The 17,602-nt window shown below is 67.8% G+C and carries 12 protein-coding genes; 7 read left to right on the top strand and 5 right to left on the bottom strand.

Annotated elements, in window-relative coordinates; all coding sequences use genetic code 11:
- Positions 1–20: 20 nt before the first annotated feature.
- The 3 genes from ACO2Q1_RS01930 to ACO2Q1_RS01920 are packed head-to-tail and all read left to right on the top strand — an operon-like array spanning position 21 to position 1,509.
- Positions 21–254: a DUF433 domain-containing protein gene (locus ACO2Q1_RS01930; protein WP_423327857.1), complete on the top strand. Its 234-nt coding sequence runs from the start codon at positions 21–23 to the stop codon at positions 252–254.
- The gene (locus ACO2Q1_RS01925) at positions 251–583 is read left to right on the top strand and encodes a DUF5615 family PIN-like protein (protein ID WP_423327856.1); all 333 of its coding nucleotides are present in this window, start codon (positions 251–253) and stop codon (positions 581–583) included. The genes ACO2Q1_RS01930 and ACO2Q1_RS01925 overlap by 4 nt, the downstream gene beginning before the upstream one ends.
- Positions 580–1,509 (top strand): 2-hydroxyacid dehydrogenase, encoded by a 930-nt coding sequence (locus tag ACO2Q1_RS01920; protein ID WP_423327855.1) that lies wholly within the window; start codon positions 580–582, stop codon positions 1,507–1,509. Before ACO2Q1_RS01925 ends, ACO2Q1_RS01920 begins: the two co-directional genes overlap by 4 nt.
- Here ACO2Q1_RS01920 and ACO2Q1_RS01915 read toward each other — a convergent pair.
- A complete protein-coding gene (locus tag ACO2Q1_RS01915; protein WP_423327854.1) occupies positions 1,506–2,150 on the bottom strand; it encodes a hypothetical protein in 645 nt (214 codons plus the stop codon). The genes ACO2Q1_RS01920 and ACO2Q1_RS01915 overlap by 4 nt on opposite strands.
- A 147-nt stretch (positions 2,151–2,297) precedes the next feature.
- Between ACO2Q1_RS01915 and ACO2Q1_RS01910 the strand changes: the two genes are divergently transcribed.
- From ACO2Q1_RS01910 to metH, 4 genes are all read left to right on the top strand, one after another.
- A complete protein-coding gene (locus tag ACO2Q1_RS01910; protein ID WP_423327853.1) occupies positions 2,298–3,260 on the top strand; it encodes an ArsR/SmtB family transcription factor in 963 nt (320 codons plus the stop codon).
- On the top strand, positions 3,260–4,213 hold the full coding sequence (metF, locus tag ACO2Q1_RS01905) for a methylenetetrahydrofolate reductase [NAD(P)H] (RefSeq protein ID WP_423327852.1): 954 nt from the start codon (positions 3,260–3,262) through the stop codon (positions 4,211–4,213). Before ACO2Q1_RS01910 ends, metF begins: the two co-directional genes overlap by 1 nt.
- Position 4,214: 1 nt before the next feature.
- Positions 4,215–5,297, top strand: a complete 1,083-nt coding sequence (locus tag ACO2Q1_RS01900) for a homocysteine S-methyltransferase family protein (protein ID WP_423327851.1) — start codon at positions 4,215–4,217, stop codon at positions 5,295–5,297.
- A 187-nt stretch (positions 5,298–5,484) separates the two neighbouring features.
- Positions 5,485–8,151, top strand: coding sequence for a methionine synthase (metH, locus tag ACO2Q1_RS01895; RefSeq protein WP_423327850.1), 2,667 nt, complete (start codon positions 5,485–5,487; stop codon positions 8,149–8,151).
- A gap of 8 nt (positions 8,152–8,159) precedes the next feature.
- Here the strand turns inward: metH and ACO2Q1_RS01890 are convergent, their stop codons facing one another.
- From ACO2Q1_RS01890 to ACO2Q1_RS01875, 4 genes are all read right to left on the bottom strand, one after another.
- The gene (locus tag ACO2Q1_RS01890) at positions 8,160–9,755 is read right to left on the bottom strand and encodes a pectate lyase (protein WP_423327849.1); all 1,596 of its coding nucleotides are present in this window, start codon (positions 9,753–9,755) and stop codon (positions 8,160–8,162) included.
- Positions 9,756–9,792: 37 nt separating this feature from the next.
- Positions 9,793–10,713: a rhamnogalacturonan acetylesterase gene (locus ACO2Q1_RS01885; protein WP_423327848.1), complete on the bottom strand. Its 921-nt coding sequence runs from the start codon at positions 10,711–10,713 to the stop codon at positions 9,793–9,795.
- 98 nt (positions 10,714–10,811) lie between these two features.
- Positions 10,812–14,237 carry a TonB-dependent receptor domain-containing protein gene (locus tag ACO2Q1_RS01880; RefSeq protein ID WP_423327846.1) on the bottom strand — a complete coding sequence of 1,142 codons (3,426 nt, stop codon included), beginning with the start codon at positions 14,235–14,237 and terminating at the stop codon, positions 10,812–10,814.
- Between the two features lie 176 nt (positions 14,238–14,413).
- Positions 14,414–17,515, bottom strand: coding sequence for a DUF6298 domain-containing protein (locus tag ACO2Q1_RS01875; protein WP_423327845.1), 3,102 nt, complete (start codon positions 17,513–17,515; stop codon positions 14,414–14,416).
- Positions 17,516–17,602 lie beyond the last annotated feature (87 nt).

Raw genomic sequence — 17,602 nt, 5'->3', positions numbered from 1 at the left:
ACTGTGATAGGATGCGGGACATGAGCGATCTCCTGTCCCGCATCACGATCCAAGACGGAAAGCGCAGCGGGCGACCCTGCATTCGCGGCATGCGCATCGCGGTGCATGACATCCTCGGCTGGATGGCCGCCGGCATGACCGACGCCGAAATTCTTTCCGACTATGATGAGCTTGAGCCCGAGGACCTTCGAGCGGCGTTGCTTTACGCCGCCAAGGCTCTGGATCACTCCATCGTCACGGTGGCGGCTGCTTGAAGTTCTTGCTCGACGAGCATTTGCCGACAGGGCTGTGCGCGCTGATCGCAGAGCTTGGCCACGAAGCCCTGCATGTCAAAACCCTGGGTTGGAGACAGGCCAGCGACATTGAGCTGTGGCGCAGCGCCCTTGCGCTCGACGCCACCGTCATGAGCAAGGATCACGACTTCCTCGTCCTGGCGCAAAGAGACGGCCGCACGGCCGGCCTTCTTCATCTCAATGTCGGCAATATCTCCAACCGATCGCTTCATGACATCCTGCGTCATGCTTGGCCGAGAGTGATCGAGCGCTTGGAGCAAGGCGATGTCATCGTAGAGGTTCGTCCATGACCCAGCGTCCCGCCGTCCTGATCATGCAGCGCCATCTGGCGCCGCTGACTGGCTTCCTCGAAAGCGCCTACGACGTCTATCGCTTCTGGGAAGGCCCGCCGGTCGAGGCCGCGCACGACATCCGCGCCCTGGTGGTCGCGGGCGAGTTCGAGCTGGACAAGGCCCTGATCGAAAGCTTGCCGAACCTCATCCACATCGCCTGTTTCACCGCCGGCTACGATCGCATCGACGTCGACTGGTGCCGGGCGCGCGGCCTGATCGTGACCCATGCGCCGGGTGTGAACCACGAGGACGTCGCCGATCACGCCCTCGGCCTGATCATCGCCCACCGGCGGGGCCTGGTGTCGGGCGACCGGATGCTGCGCGCCGGCGAGTGGAAGATCGAGACCCGCGTCCTGACCCCGTCCCTGAACGGCCAGAGGGTCGGGATCGTCGGCCTCGGCGCCATCGGCCAGGCCGTGGCCCGGCGGGCCGAGGCGATGCGCATGTCCGTCGCCTGGTGGGGACCGCGCGAAAAGACCTCTCCATGGCCGCGCGCCGACAGTGTCGTCGCCCTCGCCCGCGACAGCGACATCCTCGTGATCTGCTGCAAGGTGGACGCGACCAACGCAGGGCTGATCTCGGAACCCGTGCTACAGGCGCTCGGCCCCTACGGCCTGCTCGTCAATGTCTCGCGCGGCCAGATCGTGGACGAGCCCGCCCTGATCGCGGCGCTGAAATCGGGGACGCTGGGCGGCGCCGCCCTGGACGTCTTCACGGAGGAGCCGACCGACCCGGCCCTCTGGGCGGATGCGCCGAACACCGTCCTGACGCCCCACACCGGCGGCGCCACCACCGAGTCGGTCCAGGGCATGCTGATGCTGCTGCTCCAGAACCTCTCGGCGGTCCTGGGCGGCGAACCGCCCCGCACGCCGGTGACGGATTAAAAGCCGCCGTCGCCGGAGGGGATCTCCACGGGCGGCGCCATGCCGCCGCCTTGACCGGGGCCCTGGCCGCCGCGGAACCTCATCTGCGGCCGCTCATCATCGGACAGGACGCCGTCGCCGTTCCGGTCCATCGCCTTGAACCGCTCCTCTGTGGCGGCCCGCATTTCGGCGCGACCGATCTGGCTGTCGCCGTCCTTGTCCAACGCCTGGACGATCCGGTCGGCCAACTGAGCCGGATCCATCTGCATGCGCCGAGGCCCGCCCGGCGCGCCGTCGGGCGTTCCGCCCGCACCGGCAGGACCGGCGGCCGCTCCGGGCGCGGCGCCCGGGGGCGGGCCGGCGAACATGAACAGCATGCCCAGGCCGGCCATGCCGGCGCCCATGCCGCCACCCTGTCCTCCCCCCTGACCTCCACCCTGGCGGCCCTGCCCCCGCATCTGGGCCATGGCGGTCTGGATCTCCGTCGACGTGATCGCATTGTCGCGGTTCAGATCCATGCGGGTGAACATGGTGTCCTGACGCTGGATCATGACTTCCAGCGTCTCCGCCGGGATCAGGCTGCGGGACTGGGCCGACACGATGGCGGGGGCGACGACGGCGACGGCGCCCATCAGGGCGGCGAGCGATTGGGTGCGAGTCATGGGGCAACTCCGAAAGTGACAGCACTTGAACGGCGACACGCGCCGCCTCCGTCGCCGATCCTGCCACGGTCTCGCGCCAAAAATGATGTCGGCCCTGACACAGGTTTCAGCTTGCCAAATCATATAAGGATATCTTTATATGACCTCATGTCCTTGACCGCCGACCAGACCGTGGACGCACTCAGCGCCGCCGGCGAGCCGACCCGGCTGCGCCTGCTGTCCCTGCTGGCTGCGGAAGAACTGTCGGTCATGGAGATGTCGCGCATCCTGGACCAGAGCCAGCCGCGCGTTTCACGCCACCTGAAGCTGCTGACCGACGCCGGACTGATCGAACGGTTCCCCGACGGCGCGCGCGTCTATTACCGCCTGTCGCACGACGCGCCTGCCCGCCGCCTGGTCGACACGGTGCTGGACCTGCTGGAAGACAACGCCGGCGAGGCCGACCACCGCCGCCTGGACGAGGTGCGGCAGGAACGCGAGCACGCCGCCGCCGCCTATTTCGAACAGGTCGCGCCCCAATGGGACAAGCTGCGGTCATTGTACGTCAGTGAGACCGCCGTCGAGGCTGCGCTGGAGCGCGCCGCCGGTCCCGGCCCCTTCGACCGCGTCGTCGACCTGGGCACGGGCTCCGGCCGCATGCTCACCCTGTTCGGCAAGAAGGCGAAGATGGCGGTCGGCCTCGATCTCAGCCAGAACATGCTGAACATCGCCCGCGCCAACGTCTCGCGCGCCGGGCTGGACAAGATCGAGCTCCGCCACGGCGACATCTTCGCCACCCGCCTTCCGGCCCAAAGCGCCGATCTGGTGATCGTGCACCAGGTCCTGCACTACCTGGTCGATCCCGCCGCCGCCGTGGCCGAGGCCGCGCGCCTGGTCAGCCCCGGCGGGCGACTGCTCATCGTCGACTTCGCCCCGCATGACTTCGAACACATGCGCGAGACGCACCAGCACCGCCGCCTGGGTTTCGCCGACGCCGAGATCGGCGCCTGGCTGGATGACGCCGGCCTGACAGGCTTCGCCCCGATCGCCCTGCGCCCGGACAAGGAAGGCCTGACGGTCACCATCTGGACCGCCGAACGTCCCGCCGCCCAAGTCCGAAAGACCGCCTGATGGCCTCCGCCTCCCTCAACCTGGCCGACGCCAGGGCCCTGCTGCTGTCGCCGCTCGGCCCCGTGGCCCGCGCGGGCGACAACGCCAACCCGGTCCGCGTCTCGTTCGAGTTCTTTCCGCCCAAGACCGACGTCGCCGAACAGAACCTTTGGCAGGCGATCCGCCGGCTGGAGCCGCTGAACCCCGCCTTCGTCTCGGTCACCTACGGCGCCGGCGGATCGACGCGCGAGCGCACCCATCGCACCGTCCAGCGCATGCTGACCGAGACCACGCTCAAGCCCGCCGCCCACCTGACCTGCGTCGAGGCCAGCCGCGCCGAGGTCGATGAGGTCATCGAAAGCTACAAGTCCATCGGCGTGAACCACATCGTCGCCCTGCGCGGCGATCCGCCCGGCGCCAGCGGCATCGGCGGCGCCTATCAGCCGCGCGCCGACGGCTACGCCAACGCCACGGAACTCACCGCCGCCATCAGCCGCGTCGGCGGCTTCGACGTCACCGTCGGCGCCTATCCCGAACGCCATCCTGAAAGCCCGTCGATCGAGCACGACATCGACGTGCTCAAGGCCAAGATCGACGCCGGGGCGACGCGCGCGGTCAGCCAGTTCTTCTTCGACATCGACGCCTTCCTGCGCTTCCGCGACCGGGTCCGCGCCGCCGGCGTCAACATCCCCCTGCTGCCGGGCATCATGCCGGTGTCCAACTTCACCGGCCTGCAGCGCATGAGCGCCGCCTGCGGCGCCTCCATTCCCCAATGGCTGGCCAACCACTTCGACGGCCTGGACGACGACCCGGACACCCGCAAGTTGCTGGCCGCCTCCGTCGCCGCCGAGACCTGCGCCCGGCTGCAGGAAGAGGGCTTCGCCGACTTCCACTTCTACACCCTCAACCGCGCCGACCTGGTCTATGCGATCTGCCGCGTGCTGGGCGTGCGGGAAACCAAGGTGACCGCCTGACATGACCCGCGCCGAACGCATCGCCGCCCTGCATCAGGCGGCCCGGGAACGCATCCTGGTCCTCGACGGCTCCTGGGGCGTGATGTTCCAGCGCCGGGGCCTGTCGGAGGCCGACTTCCGCGCCGACCGCTTCGTCGCGGCCAACGGCTATGACGAACGCCATCAGATGAAGGGGAACAACGACATCCTTTGCCTGACGCGGCCCGACATCGTCTCGGACCTGCACGACCAGTATTACGGCGCGGGCGCGGACATTTCGGAGACCAACACCTTCTCCGGCACCACCATCGCCCAGGAGGACTACGCCCTCGACGCCCAGGCGGTGTGGGACATCAATCTGGAAGGCGCCAAACTGGCCCGCGCCGCCGCTGACCGCTGGACGGAGAAGGAGCCGCACAAGCCCCGCTTCGCCGCCGGCTCCATCGGCCCTCTGAACAAGATGCTGTCGATGTCGTCGGACGTGAACGACCCCGGCGCGCGCAGCGTGACCTTCGATCAGGTCTATGAGGCCTATCGTCATCAGGTGAAGGCGCTGAACGAAGGCAGCGTCGACCTCTATCTGATCGAGACCATCACCGACACGCTGAACTGCAAGGCGGCGATCAAGGCCATCAAGGACCTGGAAGACGAGGGCATGGACGCCCTGCCGATCTGGATCTCGGGCACCATCACCGACCGCTCGGGCCGCACCCTGTCGGGCCAGACGGCCGAGGCCTTCTGGAACTCCGTGCGTCACGCCAAACCCTTCGCCGTCGGCTTCAACTGCGCCCTGGGCGCCGACCTGATGCGGCCGTTCATCGCCGAGTTGTCGCGCGTCGCCGACACCCTGGTCGCCGCCTATCCCAACGCCGGCCTGCCCAACGCCATGGGCCAGTACGACGAGGAGCCGCACGAAACGGCCCACTTCATCGAGGAATGGGCGCGCTCCGGCCTGGTCAATATCGTCGGCGGCTGCTGCGGCACGACGCCGGAGCACATCCGGCACGTCGCCGAAGAGGTGGCGGGGGTGACGCCGCGCGAGATTCCGGAGCGGCCAGTGGCGCTGCGCCTGTCGGGCCTCGAACCGTTCGAGATGGTGGCGTGATGTTTGCCCTGCACATCCTTCTCCCCTCAGGGGAGAAGGTGGGCCGCGTCAGCGGCTCGGATGAGGGGGCTGTCAGCTCCAGAACTCCTGTCCGACATCGCGCGCGCCCGACCACCCCCCTCATCCGTCAGGCTTCGCCTGCCACCTTCTCCCCCAAGGGGAGAAGGGCCGTGATTGCGAGTCTCTGATGCGCCCCACCTTCATCAACGTCGGCGAACGCACCAACGTCACCGGCTCGGCCAAATTCCGGAAGCTGGTGGTCGAGGGCGACTATCCGGCCGCTCTGGACGTCGCCCGCCAGCAGGTCGAGGCGGGCGCCCAGGTCATCGACATCAACATGGACGAGGGCCTGCTGGACGGCGTCGTCGCCATGCGCACCTTCCTCAACCTGATCGCGGCCGAACCCGACATCGCCCGCGTGCCGGTGATGATCGACTCTTCCAAATGGGAGGTCATCGAGGCGGGTCTGAAGTGCGTCCAGGGCAAGCCGATCGTCAACTCCATCTCGATGAAGGAGGGCGAAACCGCCTTCCGCGAGCATGCGGTCAAATGCCTGCGCTACGGCGCCGCCGTCGTCGTCATGGCCTTCGACGAGGTGGGCCAGGCCGACACCGCCGCGCGCAAGATCGAGATCTGCACCCGCGCCTACAACATTCTGGTGAACGAGGTCGGCTTCCCGCCCGAGGACATCATCTTCGACCCCAACATCTTCGCCGTGGCGACCGGGATCGAGGAGCACGACAACTACGCCGTCGACTTCATCGAGGCGACGCGCGAGATCAAGCGCACCCTGCCCTACGCCCGCATCTCGGGCGGGGTGTCCAACGTCTCGTTCAGCTTCCGCGGCAACGAGCCGGTGCGCCGGGCGATCCACTCGGTCTTCCTGTACCACGCCATCAACGCCGGCATGGACATGGGCATCGTCAACGCCGGCGACCTGCCCGTCTACGACGACATCGACCCGGTGCTGCGCGAGGCGGTCGAGGACGTGATCCTGAACCGGCCGCAGCGCACCAATGTGTCCAACACCGAGCGGCTGGTGGACATGGCGCCCAACTACAAGGGCGAAAAGGGCGCGGCCAAGGTCGTGGACCTGAAGTGGCGCGACGCCCCCGTCGGCAAGCGTATCGAACACGCCCTGGTCCACGGCATCACCGAGTTCATCGAGGCCGACACCGAGGAGGCGCGTCTGGGCTCCGAACGCCCGCTGCACGTCATCGAAGGCCCCTTGATGGACGGGATGAACGTCGTCGGCGACCTGTTCGGTTCGGGCAAGATGTTCCTGCCGCAGGTGGTGAAGTCGGCGCGGGTGATGAAACAGGCCGTGGCCTGGCTCGAACCCTTCATGGAGGCCGAAAAGGAAGGCCAGCCGCGCACCTCCAACGGCAAGATCCTGATGGCCACGGTCAAGGGCGACGTCCACGACATCGGCAAGAACATCGTCGGCGTAGTCCTGCAGTGCAACAACTACGAGGTGGTCGATCTGGGCGTCATGGTCCCGGCCGACCGCATCCTGGACGAGGCCAAGGCCCACAACTGCGACATCATCGGCCTGTCGGGCCTGATCACCCCCAGCCTCGATGAAATGGTCTTTGTCGCGCGCGAGATGGAGCGGCGCGGCTTCGACATTCCCCTCCTCATCGGCGGCGCCACCACCAGCCGCACCCACACGGCCGTGAAGATCGAGCCCGCCTATCATCGCGGCTCGACCACCTATGTCATCGACGCCAGCCGCGCGGTCGGTGTCGTGTCGGGTCTGCTGTCGCCGACCGAGAAAGCCAACAACGAAAAGGCCACGCGCGACGAATACGTCCGCATCCGCGAACAGTACGCCCGGGGCCAGGAGGTCAAGGCGCGCGCCTCGATCCAGCAGGCCCGCGACAACCGCTGGCGGCCAGAGGCCGGCCAGACCCCGGCGCCCGCCCCCAGCTTTCTGGGCGTCCGCGCCTTCGACGCCTGGGACCTTCAGGACCTGGCCGACCACATCGACTGGACGCCCTTCTTCGCCAGTTGGGAGCTGATCGGCCGCTATCCGTTGATCCTCGAGGACGAGATCGTCGGCGAGGCCGCCCGCGACCTGTTCCGCGACGCCCAGGCCATGCTGAAGCGCATCATCGACGAGAAGTGGTTCACGGCGAAGGGCGTGGTCGGATTCTGGCCGGCCAATGCGCGCGGCGACGACGTGGTCGTCTGGGCCGACGAGGGCCGCTGGGTCGAACTGGCCCGCTTCCACGGCCTGCGCCAGCAGATCGCCAAGACCAACGGCAAGCCGAACCTGTGCCTCTCCGACTTCGTCGCCGAGGACGGAAACGACTATATCGGCGCCTTCGCCGTCACCGCCGGGCACGGCGAGCTGGAAATCGCCAAACGGTTCAAGGACGCCGGCGACGACTATTCGGCCATCCTCGCCACCGCCCTGGCCGACCGTCTCGCCGAGGCCTTCGCCGAACGCCTGCACAAGGAGGTCCGCACCGGCCTGTGGGGCTACGCCGCCGACGAGACCGCCTCGATCCAGGACCTGATCGAGGAGAAATACCAGGGCATCCGCCCCGCTCCCGGCTATCCGGCCCAGCCCGACCACACGGAAAAGGCCACCCTGTTCCGCCTGCTGAACGCGGGCGAGAACGCGGGCATGGCCCTCACCGAAAGCTTCGCCATGACGCCCCCGGCCTCGGTCTCAGGCCTGTATTTCAGCCATCCGGGCAGCCACTATTTCGGCGTCGGCAAGATCGACCGCGACCAGGTCCAGGATTATGCCGAACGCAAGGGCATGACCCTGGCCGAGACCGAACGCTGGCTGGCGCCCATCCTCAACTACGACCCCCACGCCCCGGCCCGCGACACGGCCGCCTGACGGTTCCCTCAGGCCTGCTTCGCCTTCGCCACATGGGCGATCAGGCGGCTCATGTTGTTGATGTACAGGCCGGTCGAAATGCCGATCGGGCCTGTGGGTTCGGTGAAGGGCGAGGTGTCCCAGGCGTCCCCGACCTGACCCCGGTCCACGAACCCCGGCGGCGGCTCCGCCGGTCCCGGCCCCCGATAGGGGTGGCTCGTCGTCCGCAGTTCCTGCGGCCAGTATCCCTCGGCGTTCAACTCCGCGACGATCGCTCCGATCCGCCCGTCATGCCCCGGCCCGGCGGTGATGTTCAGATCCGACCCGCCGACTTCGCGCGTCACCACATAGTCGGGCAGACGGCTGGGCCCCCGGCCCAGCAGGACCGAATCCTTGGTCGCCTCTTCCGGGCTCAGGGCCGCCGTCTGGGCGACCCGCGCCCGCAACCGCGCCAGATCGATGTGCTTCTCGCCCCGCTCGTTCGATGCGTCGAAATCAGCGTAATACTCGCCGTTCTGGGCGTTCGAGCCGCGCCGATGCACGGCGATCGGACGGTTGGTCTCCGGCTCATAGTGGCGCAGGAAGTTGCGATCCCCGCTCCACCGCTCGCGCGGCAACTCCACCGACGCCAGCCAGTCCAGCGCCTCGGGCAGACGCGCCAGATAGCTGCGGTCCCCCGTCAGTCGATAGAATTCCAGCATCTTGTCGATCGCCGCCGCCGTGGTGTGCGGCACCACCGCGCGCGGCTCATAGGTGCGCGCGCCCGCCGGCTTCATGTCCAGCGTGTACTGCAACGCCCAGCCCGGCGTCGGCGCCACGTGTTGCAGGTCGCGGAAGCAGCGCATGGCCCGTTCGATCGGCTCGCGCACCCGCTCGTCCTTCAACTGCTGCAGCACCAGCAGCAGGAAATCGATGTTCTGCTCGGCCACCTCGTCGTTCAGGGTGATGTAGCCGGTATAGTCCGGCTTGCCGTGGTTCCTGAACTCGCCCATGCGCGGCCACCGCTGGGGCCAGCCGCCGACCGGATACTGGCTGTCCAGGATGAAGCTCACCGCCTTGTCCAGCGGGGCGCGCCACTTCGCATCCCCCTTGGCCAGGTGCAGCCGCAGCAGGAACCGGCCGCACTCCACCGTGGCGTGGTCATCGAAGGTGGCGTTGCCGTAGTAGTGCTGGAATTCCTCCAGCCGCCAGCCGTTGCGCCCGATGGTCTCGTACCAGCGACGGATCGACTCCTCGCCGCCGAAATCGATGATGTAGTTCCAGCCGCCCGAGGCATGTTGCCCCTCCACCAGGGCCCCCGCCGCCGCCTCGGCCGCGCGGTAATAGGCCTCGTCGCCCGTCGCCTTCCAGGCGTCCAGGAACACCTGCCCCATCTCCGGCGTGCCCGGCGCCTGGGTCCAGATCATGGTCGGATAGGCTTCCATCTCGCCCCACCGCCGCGAGAAGTCGGCCAGGTAGGACCAGACATAGCCGCCGCGCACCGCGACCTTCCCCGTCATGAAGTCGGTGGCCCGGCGCATCGCCGCCTCGACGTCCGCGACCGGCGGCGCCTCCTGGCCCCAGGCCTTCCCCGACAGGGCGACCCCCGCAGCGGCCGTCAGCATCATCGCGCGCCGGTTCAACATGGGCTTCCTCCGTGCACGGCCGGGGCCGCAGTCTCGATCAGGGAATCAGATTGCGCCTCAGCGCCGGCACGGCGACGGCCAGATGCTCGGTCACCATGCGGGCGAAGAAGTCCGCGCCCACCGTGCCCAGGTGGGTGTAGTCGAACGATATCCGCGCCTGGCCCAGCGGCTCCACGGCGGCGTTGTCCTGGAGGGTCGCGGCGCCCGGCGCCGGCTGGGCGGCCGGCGGTGCGGCGGGAACGGCGGGCGCCGGCACGCCGGTCGAGGCCGGAATGGTCGTGCCGGTCAGCAGGGCCGCCGCCACCTCCTGTGACGGAGCGGCCTGGGCGAACTGGGCCGACATCATCGGCCCCAGGGCCTGGACCGCCGCGACGCTGGCCGCGTTCAGATCGACCAGCGGCGTCCCTGTTTCGGCGGCGACGTCCCGGATGGTCTGGGCCCAGGGCTCCAGATCGTTCTGCAGCCGGCCGTCGACGAACTGCCGTCGCGCCAGCGGCGTCACCAGCACCGGGATCGCGCCCCTGGCCCGCGTCTCGGCCACATAGCGGCGCAGGTTGGCGGGAAACTCGGTCGCCAGATCGGTGGACCGGCCCGGCTTGCCCGGCTGGTCGTTGTGCCCGAATTGGATCAGCACATAGGTCTGGCCGTACCCGTCGGTCGACATTTCCGCCAGGGCGATGTCCCAAGAGCCTTCGGCGATATAGCTGCCGGAACTCCGCCCTCCGCGCGCCAGGTTCACGCACGTCAGGAACGAGGTCACGTGGTAGGCGCAGAAGCTCGGCCCCCAGCCGCCCACCACCGCCGTGGTGGAATCTCCCACCAGGATGATCTTGGACGCGCGGATGGGCGTGATCGGCGTGCCTCCGGGCGGCGGCGTCTGCGCTGCAGCCTGCCCCGCGAGACCCAGACCCAGGGCGACGGCTCCGGCCGTCATCAGGCGTGACAGTTTCGGGATCATCGCGGCCTCGATCGGAAAAGAAAAAGCGGGCGCCGGCGAACCGGCGCCCGAAGCGCAGCGTGGGGAGGAGACCCTCAGCTGCGAAGACGCATGCAGGATCAGAAGGTCATCCGGGCCCCGACGAAGAACTGACGCCCGGTGCTGGCGTAGTTCTGGACGACCGGATCGTCCTGATAGGCCCAGCGGCTGTCCGTCTGATTGGTCAGGTTCAGCGCCTCTGCCGTGATCGTGATGGTGTCGGTCACCTTGAAGGTGGCCGCCGCATCGACGTTCAGCGTCTCGTCGCTTCCGACGAAGTCGTTGATCAGCGGCGAGTCGCAGACGCCCGGATCGCACCCGCCCGACGCCAGCGGATAGGTGGTCTGATAGGCCGCGCGATAGGCCGCCGAGACCCGCGCGCTCCAGCGATCGACTTCATAGAAGATCGTGGCGTTGAACGATTCCGGCGAGGCCCCCAGGAAGGGCGCCGTGCCGGTCAGGTTCCGCGCCGGATCCAGGATGTATTCCAGCTCCGACTCGATCTTGGTGTAGTTGGCCTGGACGCCGAAGTTGGACCAGAAGCCCGGCAGGAAGGTCAGGTTCTGCTGATAGGCGATTTCGAACCCGTCCAGGGTGCCGCCCGGCGCGTCATTGTACTGGCGGATCTGGAACGGCTGATCGGTGTCGATATAGGCGCGACGGCTTTCCGATCCCTCGTCCACCAGGCCGTCCCAGGTCGCCCTCAGGTTGGCGATGGCGTCGGCGTCGAAGATTTCGCTCAGGCGGTTCTCACGCAGAACCACCTGCGGGAAGCTCTCGATCTTCTTGTGGAAGATGGCCAGCGACAGCACCGCGTCGCGCGCGAAATACCATTCGACGTTGAAGTCGAAGTTGTCGGCGCGGAACGGCTTCAGGCGGGTGTTGCCCAGGGTGATCGCAGCGTTCGAGCCGTTGAACTCGGCCGGAGCCGTGCCGATGCCGGTCGGCACGTTGAACGAGGTGACGCCGGGATGCAGCGCCATCATCTGCGGCCGCGCCATGACCTTGGCCGTGGCGAAACGGAACAGCAGCTTGTCGTTCCACTCATAGACCAGGTTCAGCGAGGGCAGGATGTCCTCATAGCTGTTGCTGTTCTCGACTGGACGACCGCTCGGCGAACGCCCGCGGGCGTCGACCTCGGTCTCGACATAGCGCAGCCCGACGTTGCCGCGCAGATCACGACCGAACAGCAGTTCCCTGAAGTCCAGCTGGCCGTAGTAGCTGGTGCTCTCCTCATCCACCCAGAAGGTGTTCACCCCGCCGTTGCGCAGGTCCGAAAGACGCCAGTCGCCCCACTCGTTGATGCAGTCGCAGTCGAAACCGAACCGCTGCTGGAAGGCGCCCAGATTGGGCGTGAAGAAGCTGGTCGGCATGCCGTTCGGCACGTCCAGCCCCTTGCCCCAGCTGACGACCTGACCCATCTGGCCGACCGTCGTGGGCTGGGCCAGACCGGTGTTCACCCCTTCCAGCAGGCTGGGGTTCATGGTGTCGCCGATCAGGCGCTCAAAGCGGGTGTAGTAGAAGTCGAACGCCCGCTGCGTCCCGCCGAAGCGCAGGGTGTAGTCGTCGTTGATGTCCCACTCGAGGTCGATCTTGACCGCGTTGTAGCCGTTCTCGGTGATCGTCCGGTAGTGACGCAGGGCCGAATAGCCCTTCACGAAATTCCAGCTGTTCGGGTTCGCCACATCGAAGCCGAAATCCATCAGCGGCATGTCGCCGCCGCCGCGGGCGTCATAGACGAAATAGCCGTCACCCGCCGTGCCTTGGCCGGAATCCAGTCGGATGAAGTCCGCCAGCAGACCGGTGTTCTCGTTGGTGGATTCGGAGTCCCCGTACAGGAAGGTCATCCGCAGCCGATCCGAGAACTCATGCTCGATATTGATCGAGTTCTGCCGGAACTTGGTGGTGTATCCGCCCTGGTCGACCGCCGAACGCATGTCCACGTTGGACAGCACCAGATAGTCGGCGTTCGCCCCGGTCGGGCTCAGCGCCGCATCCAGCACCCGTACGGACGGACGGCCGATGAACTGGCCACGCAGCGCCAGATAGTTGGGGTGCGGAATATAGCCGACCGAGCCCGGCTGGTTGTAGTAGTCGTAGACTTCCAGATTGTTCGGATTGAAGCTGCCCGTGCCCGGCAGAAGATTGTTCGTGGTCGCGCCGGGCGCCGTCGTGAAGACCGGCGTATTGCCGTACAGCGACTGGCCGCAGTCGATGGCGTCCCGGAAATCCGTGGCTTCCTGGCTGGTGCAGTTGGCGTAGATGCCGCGACGGTTCCGATAGCTGTTGTTGCCGGAACTGGTCGTCGGGAAGGTCTGATAGCTGAAGCTGGTCAGCGTCCGGTTGCCGTTGGTGTTGTTCCGGTTCAGCCCGACCGCGCCGATCTGATAGTTGGTCGAGACCTGGGTCATCTCGGAATAGAGATTGTCCACGCTGACCGTCGTCCGGTCCGTCGGCCGCCACTGGAACGACAGGGTGGCGCCCAGGCGATCCTGCTCGACCTCACGGTGGTTCAGCGTCGCCAGCGACGGAATCCGCACCAGCGATCCCCGCGTGGCGCCGCCGTTCAGCAGGGCATAGGCGGCCGGGTCCGATCCGATCAGGAAGCCCAGGGCCTCGGGGTTGGTCACGCGCGGAAACGCCGTCGCCGGATTGGTGCCGATCGGCAGGGCGAAGCCCTGATGATCTCCCGCCGCATTGGTCCCGACGTTGTTGAACGTCGACCCGCGATACAGATATTCGTTGGACCCCACCCCGCGCTGGTACGAATCGATCTCCGACTTGCGCTCGTTATAGGCCAGCGACCCCAGCACGCCGAACTCGCCGATCTTGCTGTCCCAGCGATCCGACGCCAGCAGGGCCACGCGAGGATTGTGGGTCTCGCCGTTCTCGTAGAAGGCGTCCTGCAGCGACACGGCCACCCGGCGGTCGCTGAAGTTGAACGGCCGGCCCGAGATCAGGTCCACCGTCGCCCCCAGCGAGCCCTCGTCCGTCACCGCATCGGCCGACTTCTGCACGCGCAGCGAGTTGAACAGCTCCGAAGCGAAGGTGTTGAACTGGAAGCCCCGGTCGCGACGCAGGGCGCCGTCGGCGTTGCTGGCGCCAGAGGTCGACAGCGTCTCCAGGCCGTTCAGCCGCACGCGGGTGAAGTCGCCGCCCAGACCACGCACCGAGATCGAGTTGCCTTCGCCGTTCTCACGGTCGATCGACACGCCCGGAATGCGCTGCAGCGACTCGGCCAGGTTGGCGTCCGGGAAGTCGGCGATGTCCTCGGCGTTGATGACGTCGACGATGGTGTTGGAGCGCCGCTTTTCATTCAGCGCGCTGGCCAGGGACGCCCGGATCCCGGTGACGACGATCTCGTCGACCTGGGTCGGCTGCTCGTCCTGCGTCTGGGCCATGGCCGGCGTCGCCGCCATCATCATCAGGCCCGCCGCCCCCATCGCCAGGGCCAGGGCCGAGGCGGAGCCGTTCAGGCGCACGCCGATTCTGTTTTCTGACTTCATAATCTTCCCCTCTAGGTTTGCCCCGATCTTTCGGCTTTTGGCCGGACCGAACGCTCGTTCTTTGCGGACATCGGATGTTGTCCACCGGTGTCATTCTGAATCACATCAGGTGATTTGTCGACCTCTGTTCTTGTCCATAAAATGGATTCCCTTCCTGCATTTTGAGAAACTGAGATTCAACTTGGCGATGTCAGTAACGCCGCCCATGCACGCCCCGCGACGCCGGGCGGCGGGCGCAGACTGACGACGCCGTTGACCGCCGCCACGTCGCCGTCAAAAGGCGCGTCTCCGGCCTCGCCGATCCAGGTCACGCGCCAGCTTCCGCCAAGCCCCAATCGCACCTCGCCGCCGTCGGTCGAATAGATCAGCCGTCCCCCGCCCCTCAACGCCGTGGACCAGGCCGTCGTCGACGGCGTCCCCGCCTCCGTCACCGCCTCGTCCGTCATCACCGAGCCGCGCCGTACCTCGCCCGGAACCGCCGCCTCGACCGCCTTCGTCAGGTCGGGGAACAAATTCTGGGGAAATAGGAAGACCAGGTCCGGCGCCTTGTCGGCGTATTCGCGCCAGGCCCGATATTTCATCGCCGGCGTCGTCTCCCACAGCGGCGCGCGCTGGACGCCCAGGGCCTCATTGCCGTTGGGCGGCGGGATGAAGGCGTCCTGCTGCTCGCGCGGCGCCTTGTTGATCCCGCCCACGATGGCGAACAGCCGACCGTCGTTCCGATACAGCCAGTGATGGACCGCCATGGCGTCGAACAGGGGCCGCCGCTTCGGATCGGCCAGAAGGGCGTCCAGCTGCGCCTTGGGTATCTCCAGCGCCACCTTCACGTCCTGGCGGTTCTCGCGCTCCCAGGCCGCGATCTCGTCCAGCCAGAACTCGACGAAACTCAGCGGCCCCGAATACTCCCGGTCGATGCCGTAGACGACATTGGTCCGGTCCTTCAGCACGTCCAGGGTGTGGCGGATATAACGGCGGTGCAGATCGCGCCGCACCGGGTCCGACACGTCATAGAAGACGTCGGCCGCCGGAACCTCATTGGGCAGACCCGTCGGCTGGATCGCGTTCACCGGCCGCCACGGGAAGTCGACATAGTGGGACCGGCTCTCCAGCAGCCAGTGCTGGAAATAGACGTTCAGGTACAGCACCCGCCCCCGCCGATCCGCCTCGACGGCGAAACCGTCGATCCGGTCGAAATACCAGGGATTGAACCGGGTCAGGTCGTATTTGCTCAGCCCGTCCCAGGCCCGACCCGTCCCGCTGCGGCTCCAGGGCAGCTCCATCAGCGGTCCCCAGACCTCGCCGGTCCGCTCGTCGGGCGAGCCGTAGTAGTTGTGATCGACCCGCCGCCGGTCGTACCAGAGGCCGTAGTGCTGATAGAAGACGTCGCCGGGCCTCAGATTGGCGACCGTCTCGGCCAGGTCGTCGGTGGCCCCGACGCCGTCACGTCCCGGCGCGAAACGGGTGATGGCCGGGCCGAAACCGCGCGCCAGCGACGGCGGCATCTGTCCCTGGAACCAGGAGAACCCGACGCGACGGGTCCAGGCGTCCTGGCCGTCGATGACGAACCTGCCGCCCTCGATCTTCAGCGGCCCGTGGGCGGCAGGCTCCGGCGCATTCGCCGTCTCCCAGGCCCGCACCTCGGCCGCCGCCAGACGCGGCGTCCCGGCCGGAACCGCTGGATAAATGACCCGCGCCAGGGCGGCCTCGGCGCCCGCGCCCAGACGCTCTGACAATTGGGCGACATACAGGCTGCGCGGCTCGGCCCGCATGGCGCGATGGAAGTCCCGGAACGCTTCGACGCCGGGCTGCTCCACGATCCCGTCGCCGGTCACCACCCCCTTGCAGCCGATCGCCAGGTTGAAAGCGCCCGGCGGCATGGCGGCCTCCACGTCCGTCGCCTCGCAGTTCCACAGGACCGAATTGGCGGCCGTCCAGCCCGCGCCCTGCCCGTCCTTGCCCCTGTCGGCCAGCCGCAGCGGCCCGCCGCGCACCACGACGTTGTCGAACAGGGCGCCGGACGCCCAGCTCTCGATCGGCCCCGAATCGTCGTGAGCGTCCACGGCCGTGCAGTCCAGGAACACGTTCGGCCCGGCCGCCCCGTGCCCGAGAATGAAATCATGCGATCCGTCGCGGCTGGCGCAACGGTTGAACAGCACCTGCTGCCCGGCGGAATAGAAGACCCGTCGCCGGAACCCGCCGATCTCGCTGACCGGCTCGGCCGCCTCGACATCCTGAACCGTGATCCGCGACGCGTCCGGGCCCAGATTGACCACATAGCTGACGAAGCCGCGCGCCGAGACGTCGCGGATCCAGCCGTCCCGCACATGATCCAGGCTCACCCCGAACCAGGCGTGATCCTCGTCCTTCGGCCGCGCCGCGTCATGCACCGAGACCAGGCGCAGGTTCTCGATCCCGACCTGGGACAGACGCCCCTCGCGGCCGACCGGCGCGACCCAGCCGCCGCCGTAACGCGCCTCGAGCGCGGTCGTGATCGGGGCGTCCAGGATCACCGCGTCCCCCTCGATGGCGGTGATGCGCCGGGTCCAGGACAGATCGCGCGACCCCGGCTGCCAGTGCAGCCGGTTCTGCGGCCGCCAGCCCTCGAACCGGTTCATGCCCAGGTCCGCGATCCATTCCGCGGTGGACGGACGACCGATCTCGACCTCGTCGCCAACGCTCAGGCCGTCGACCGAGTCGAGACGCAGCCGATGCGAACCGACGGCGACACGGTCGTCGACGACACGACGCCGCGCCGACGCCTCGACCTCGGCCCCGTCGCGTCCGCGCACGTCGATGACGCTGCGCCGATCCACGCCGGTCGCGCGCAGCGTCGTGCCGCCTTCACCCGCGCCCGCCCCGCGCAGAATCACGCCGGACGTCCGCACCTTCAGCTGGCCGGCGATGTCGAAGACGCCCGGCGCCAGTTGCACAACGCCCCGCAGCCCGTCGGCGCCGACGGGCCGTGCCGAAACCCTGTCGATCGCCGCCTGTATCGTCGCGGTCGCGTCGCCCCTCGGCGCCTCCACAACCAGCGTCGCGGGCGGGACCGGCGGCGCCACGCCGCCGCCGCCATAGCCGGCGTGCGAAAAGTCCGGGACCCGGTCGCCGCGCGAATCGGGAAACTGCACCAGCCGCCCGTCCGCGCCCGGCCCGATCCTCGGCCGATCCGGCGCCTGGGCGACCTCCTGCCGCGCCTGGGCTATGACCGGCGCGACGACGCCCGTCGCCGCCACGACGGCGGACGCCAACAGCACGAACTTGAGGCGGTGCGACCTCACTCCGTTCCCCTCCCCTGGCTGACACCGGTTTCCGCAACCGATGCGCCTGTGACCCCTTGTCGCCGTTCTTCGCGGCGTTACACTCAT

This window comes from Brevundimonas sp. VNH65 (genome assembly GCF_049445955.1).
Taxonomy (GTDB): domain Bacteria; phylum Pseudomonadota; class Alphaproteobacteria; order Caulobacterales; family Caulobacteraceae; genus Brevundimonas.
The sequence above is the reverse complement of the archived record's forward strand: the minus strand, read 5'-3'. Positions and strand labels throughout refer to the sequence as shown.

Excerpts from the sequence above, each read along its gene's own strand:
- ACO2Q1_RS01930 (WP_423327857.1), top strand. The coding sequence starts at position 21 with ATGAGCGATCTCCTGTCCCGCATCACGATCCAAGACGGAAAGCGCAGC.
- ACO2Q1_RS01920 (WP_423327855.1), top strand. The coding sequence starts at position 580 with ATGACCCAGCGTCCCGCCGTCCTGATCATGCAGCGCCATCTGGCGCCG.
- ACO2Q1_RS01915 (WP_423327854.1), bottom strand. The coding sequence starts at position 2,150 with ATGACTCGCACCCAATCGCTCGCCGCCCTGATGGGCGCCGTCGCCGTC.
- ACO2Q1_RS01910 (WP_423327853.1), top strand. The coding sequence starts at position 2,298 with ATGTCCTTGACCGCCGACCAGACCGTGGACGCACTCAGCGCCGCCGGC.
- metF (WP_423327852.1), top strand. The coding sequence starts at position 3,260 with ATGGCCTCCGCCTCCCTCAACCTGGCCGACGCCAGGGCCCTGCTGCTG.
- ACO2Q1_RS01900 (WP_423327851.1), top strand. The coding sequence starts at position 4,215 with ATGACCCGCGCCGAACGCATCGCCGCCCTGCATCAGGCGGCCCGGGAA.
- metH (WP_423327850.1), top strand. The coding sequence starts at position 5,485 with ATGCGCCCCACCTTCATCAACGTCGGCGAACGCACCAACGTCACCGGC.
- ACO2Q1_RS01890 (WP_423327849.1), bottom strand. The coding sequence starts at position 9,755 with ATGTTGAACCGGCGCGCGATGATGCTGACGGCCGCTGCGGGGGTCGCC.
- ACO2Q1_RS01885 (WP_423327848.1), bottom strand. The coding sequence starts at position 10,713 with ATGATCCCGAAACTGTCACGCCTGATGACGGCCGGAGCCGTCGCCCTG.
- ACO2Q1_RS01880 (WP_423327846.1), bottom strand. The coding sequence starts at position 14,237 with ATGAAGTCAGAAAACAGAATCGGCGTGCGCCTGAACGGCTCCGCCTCG.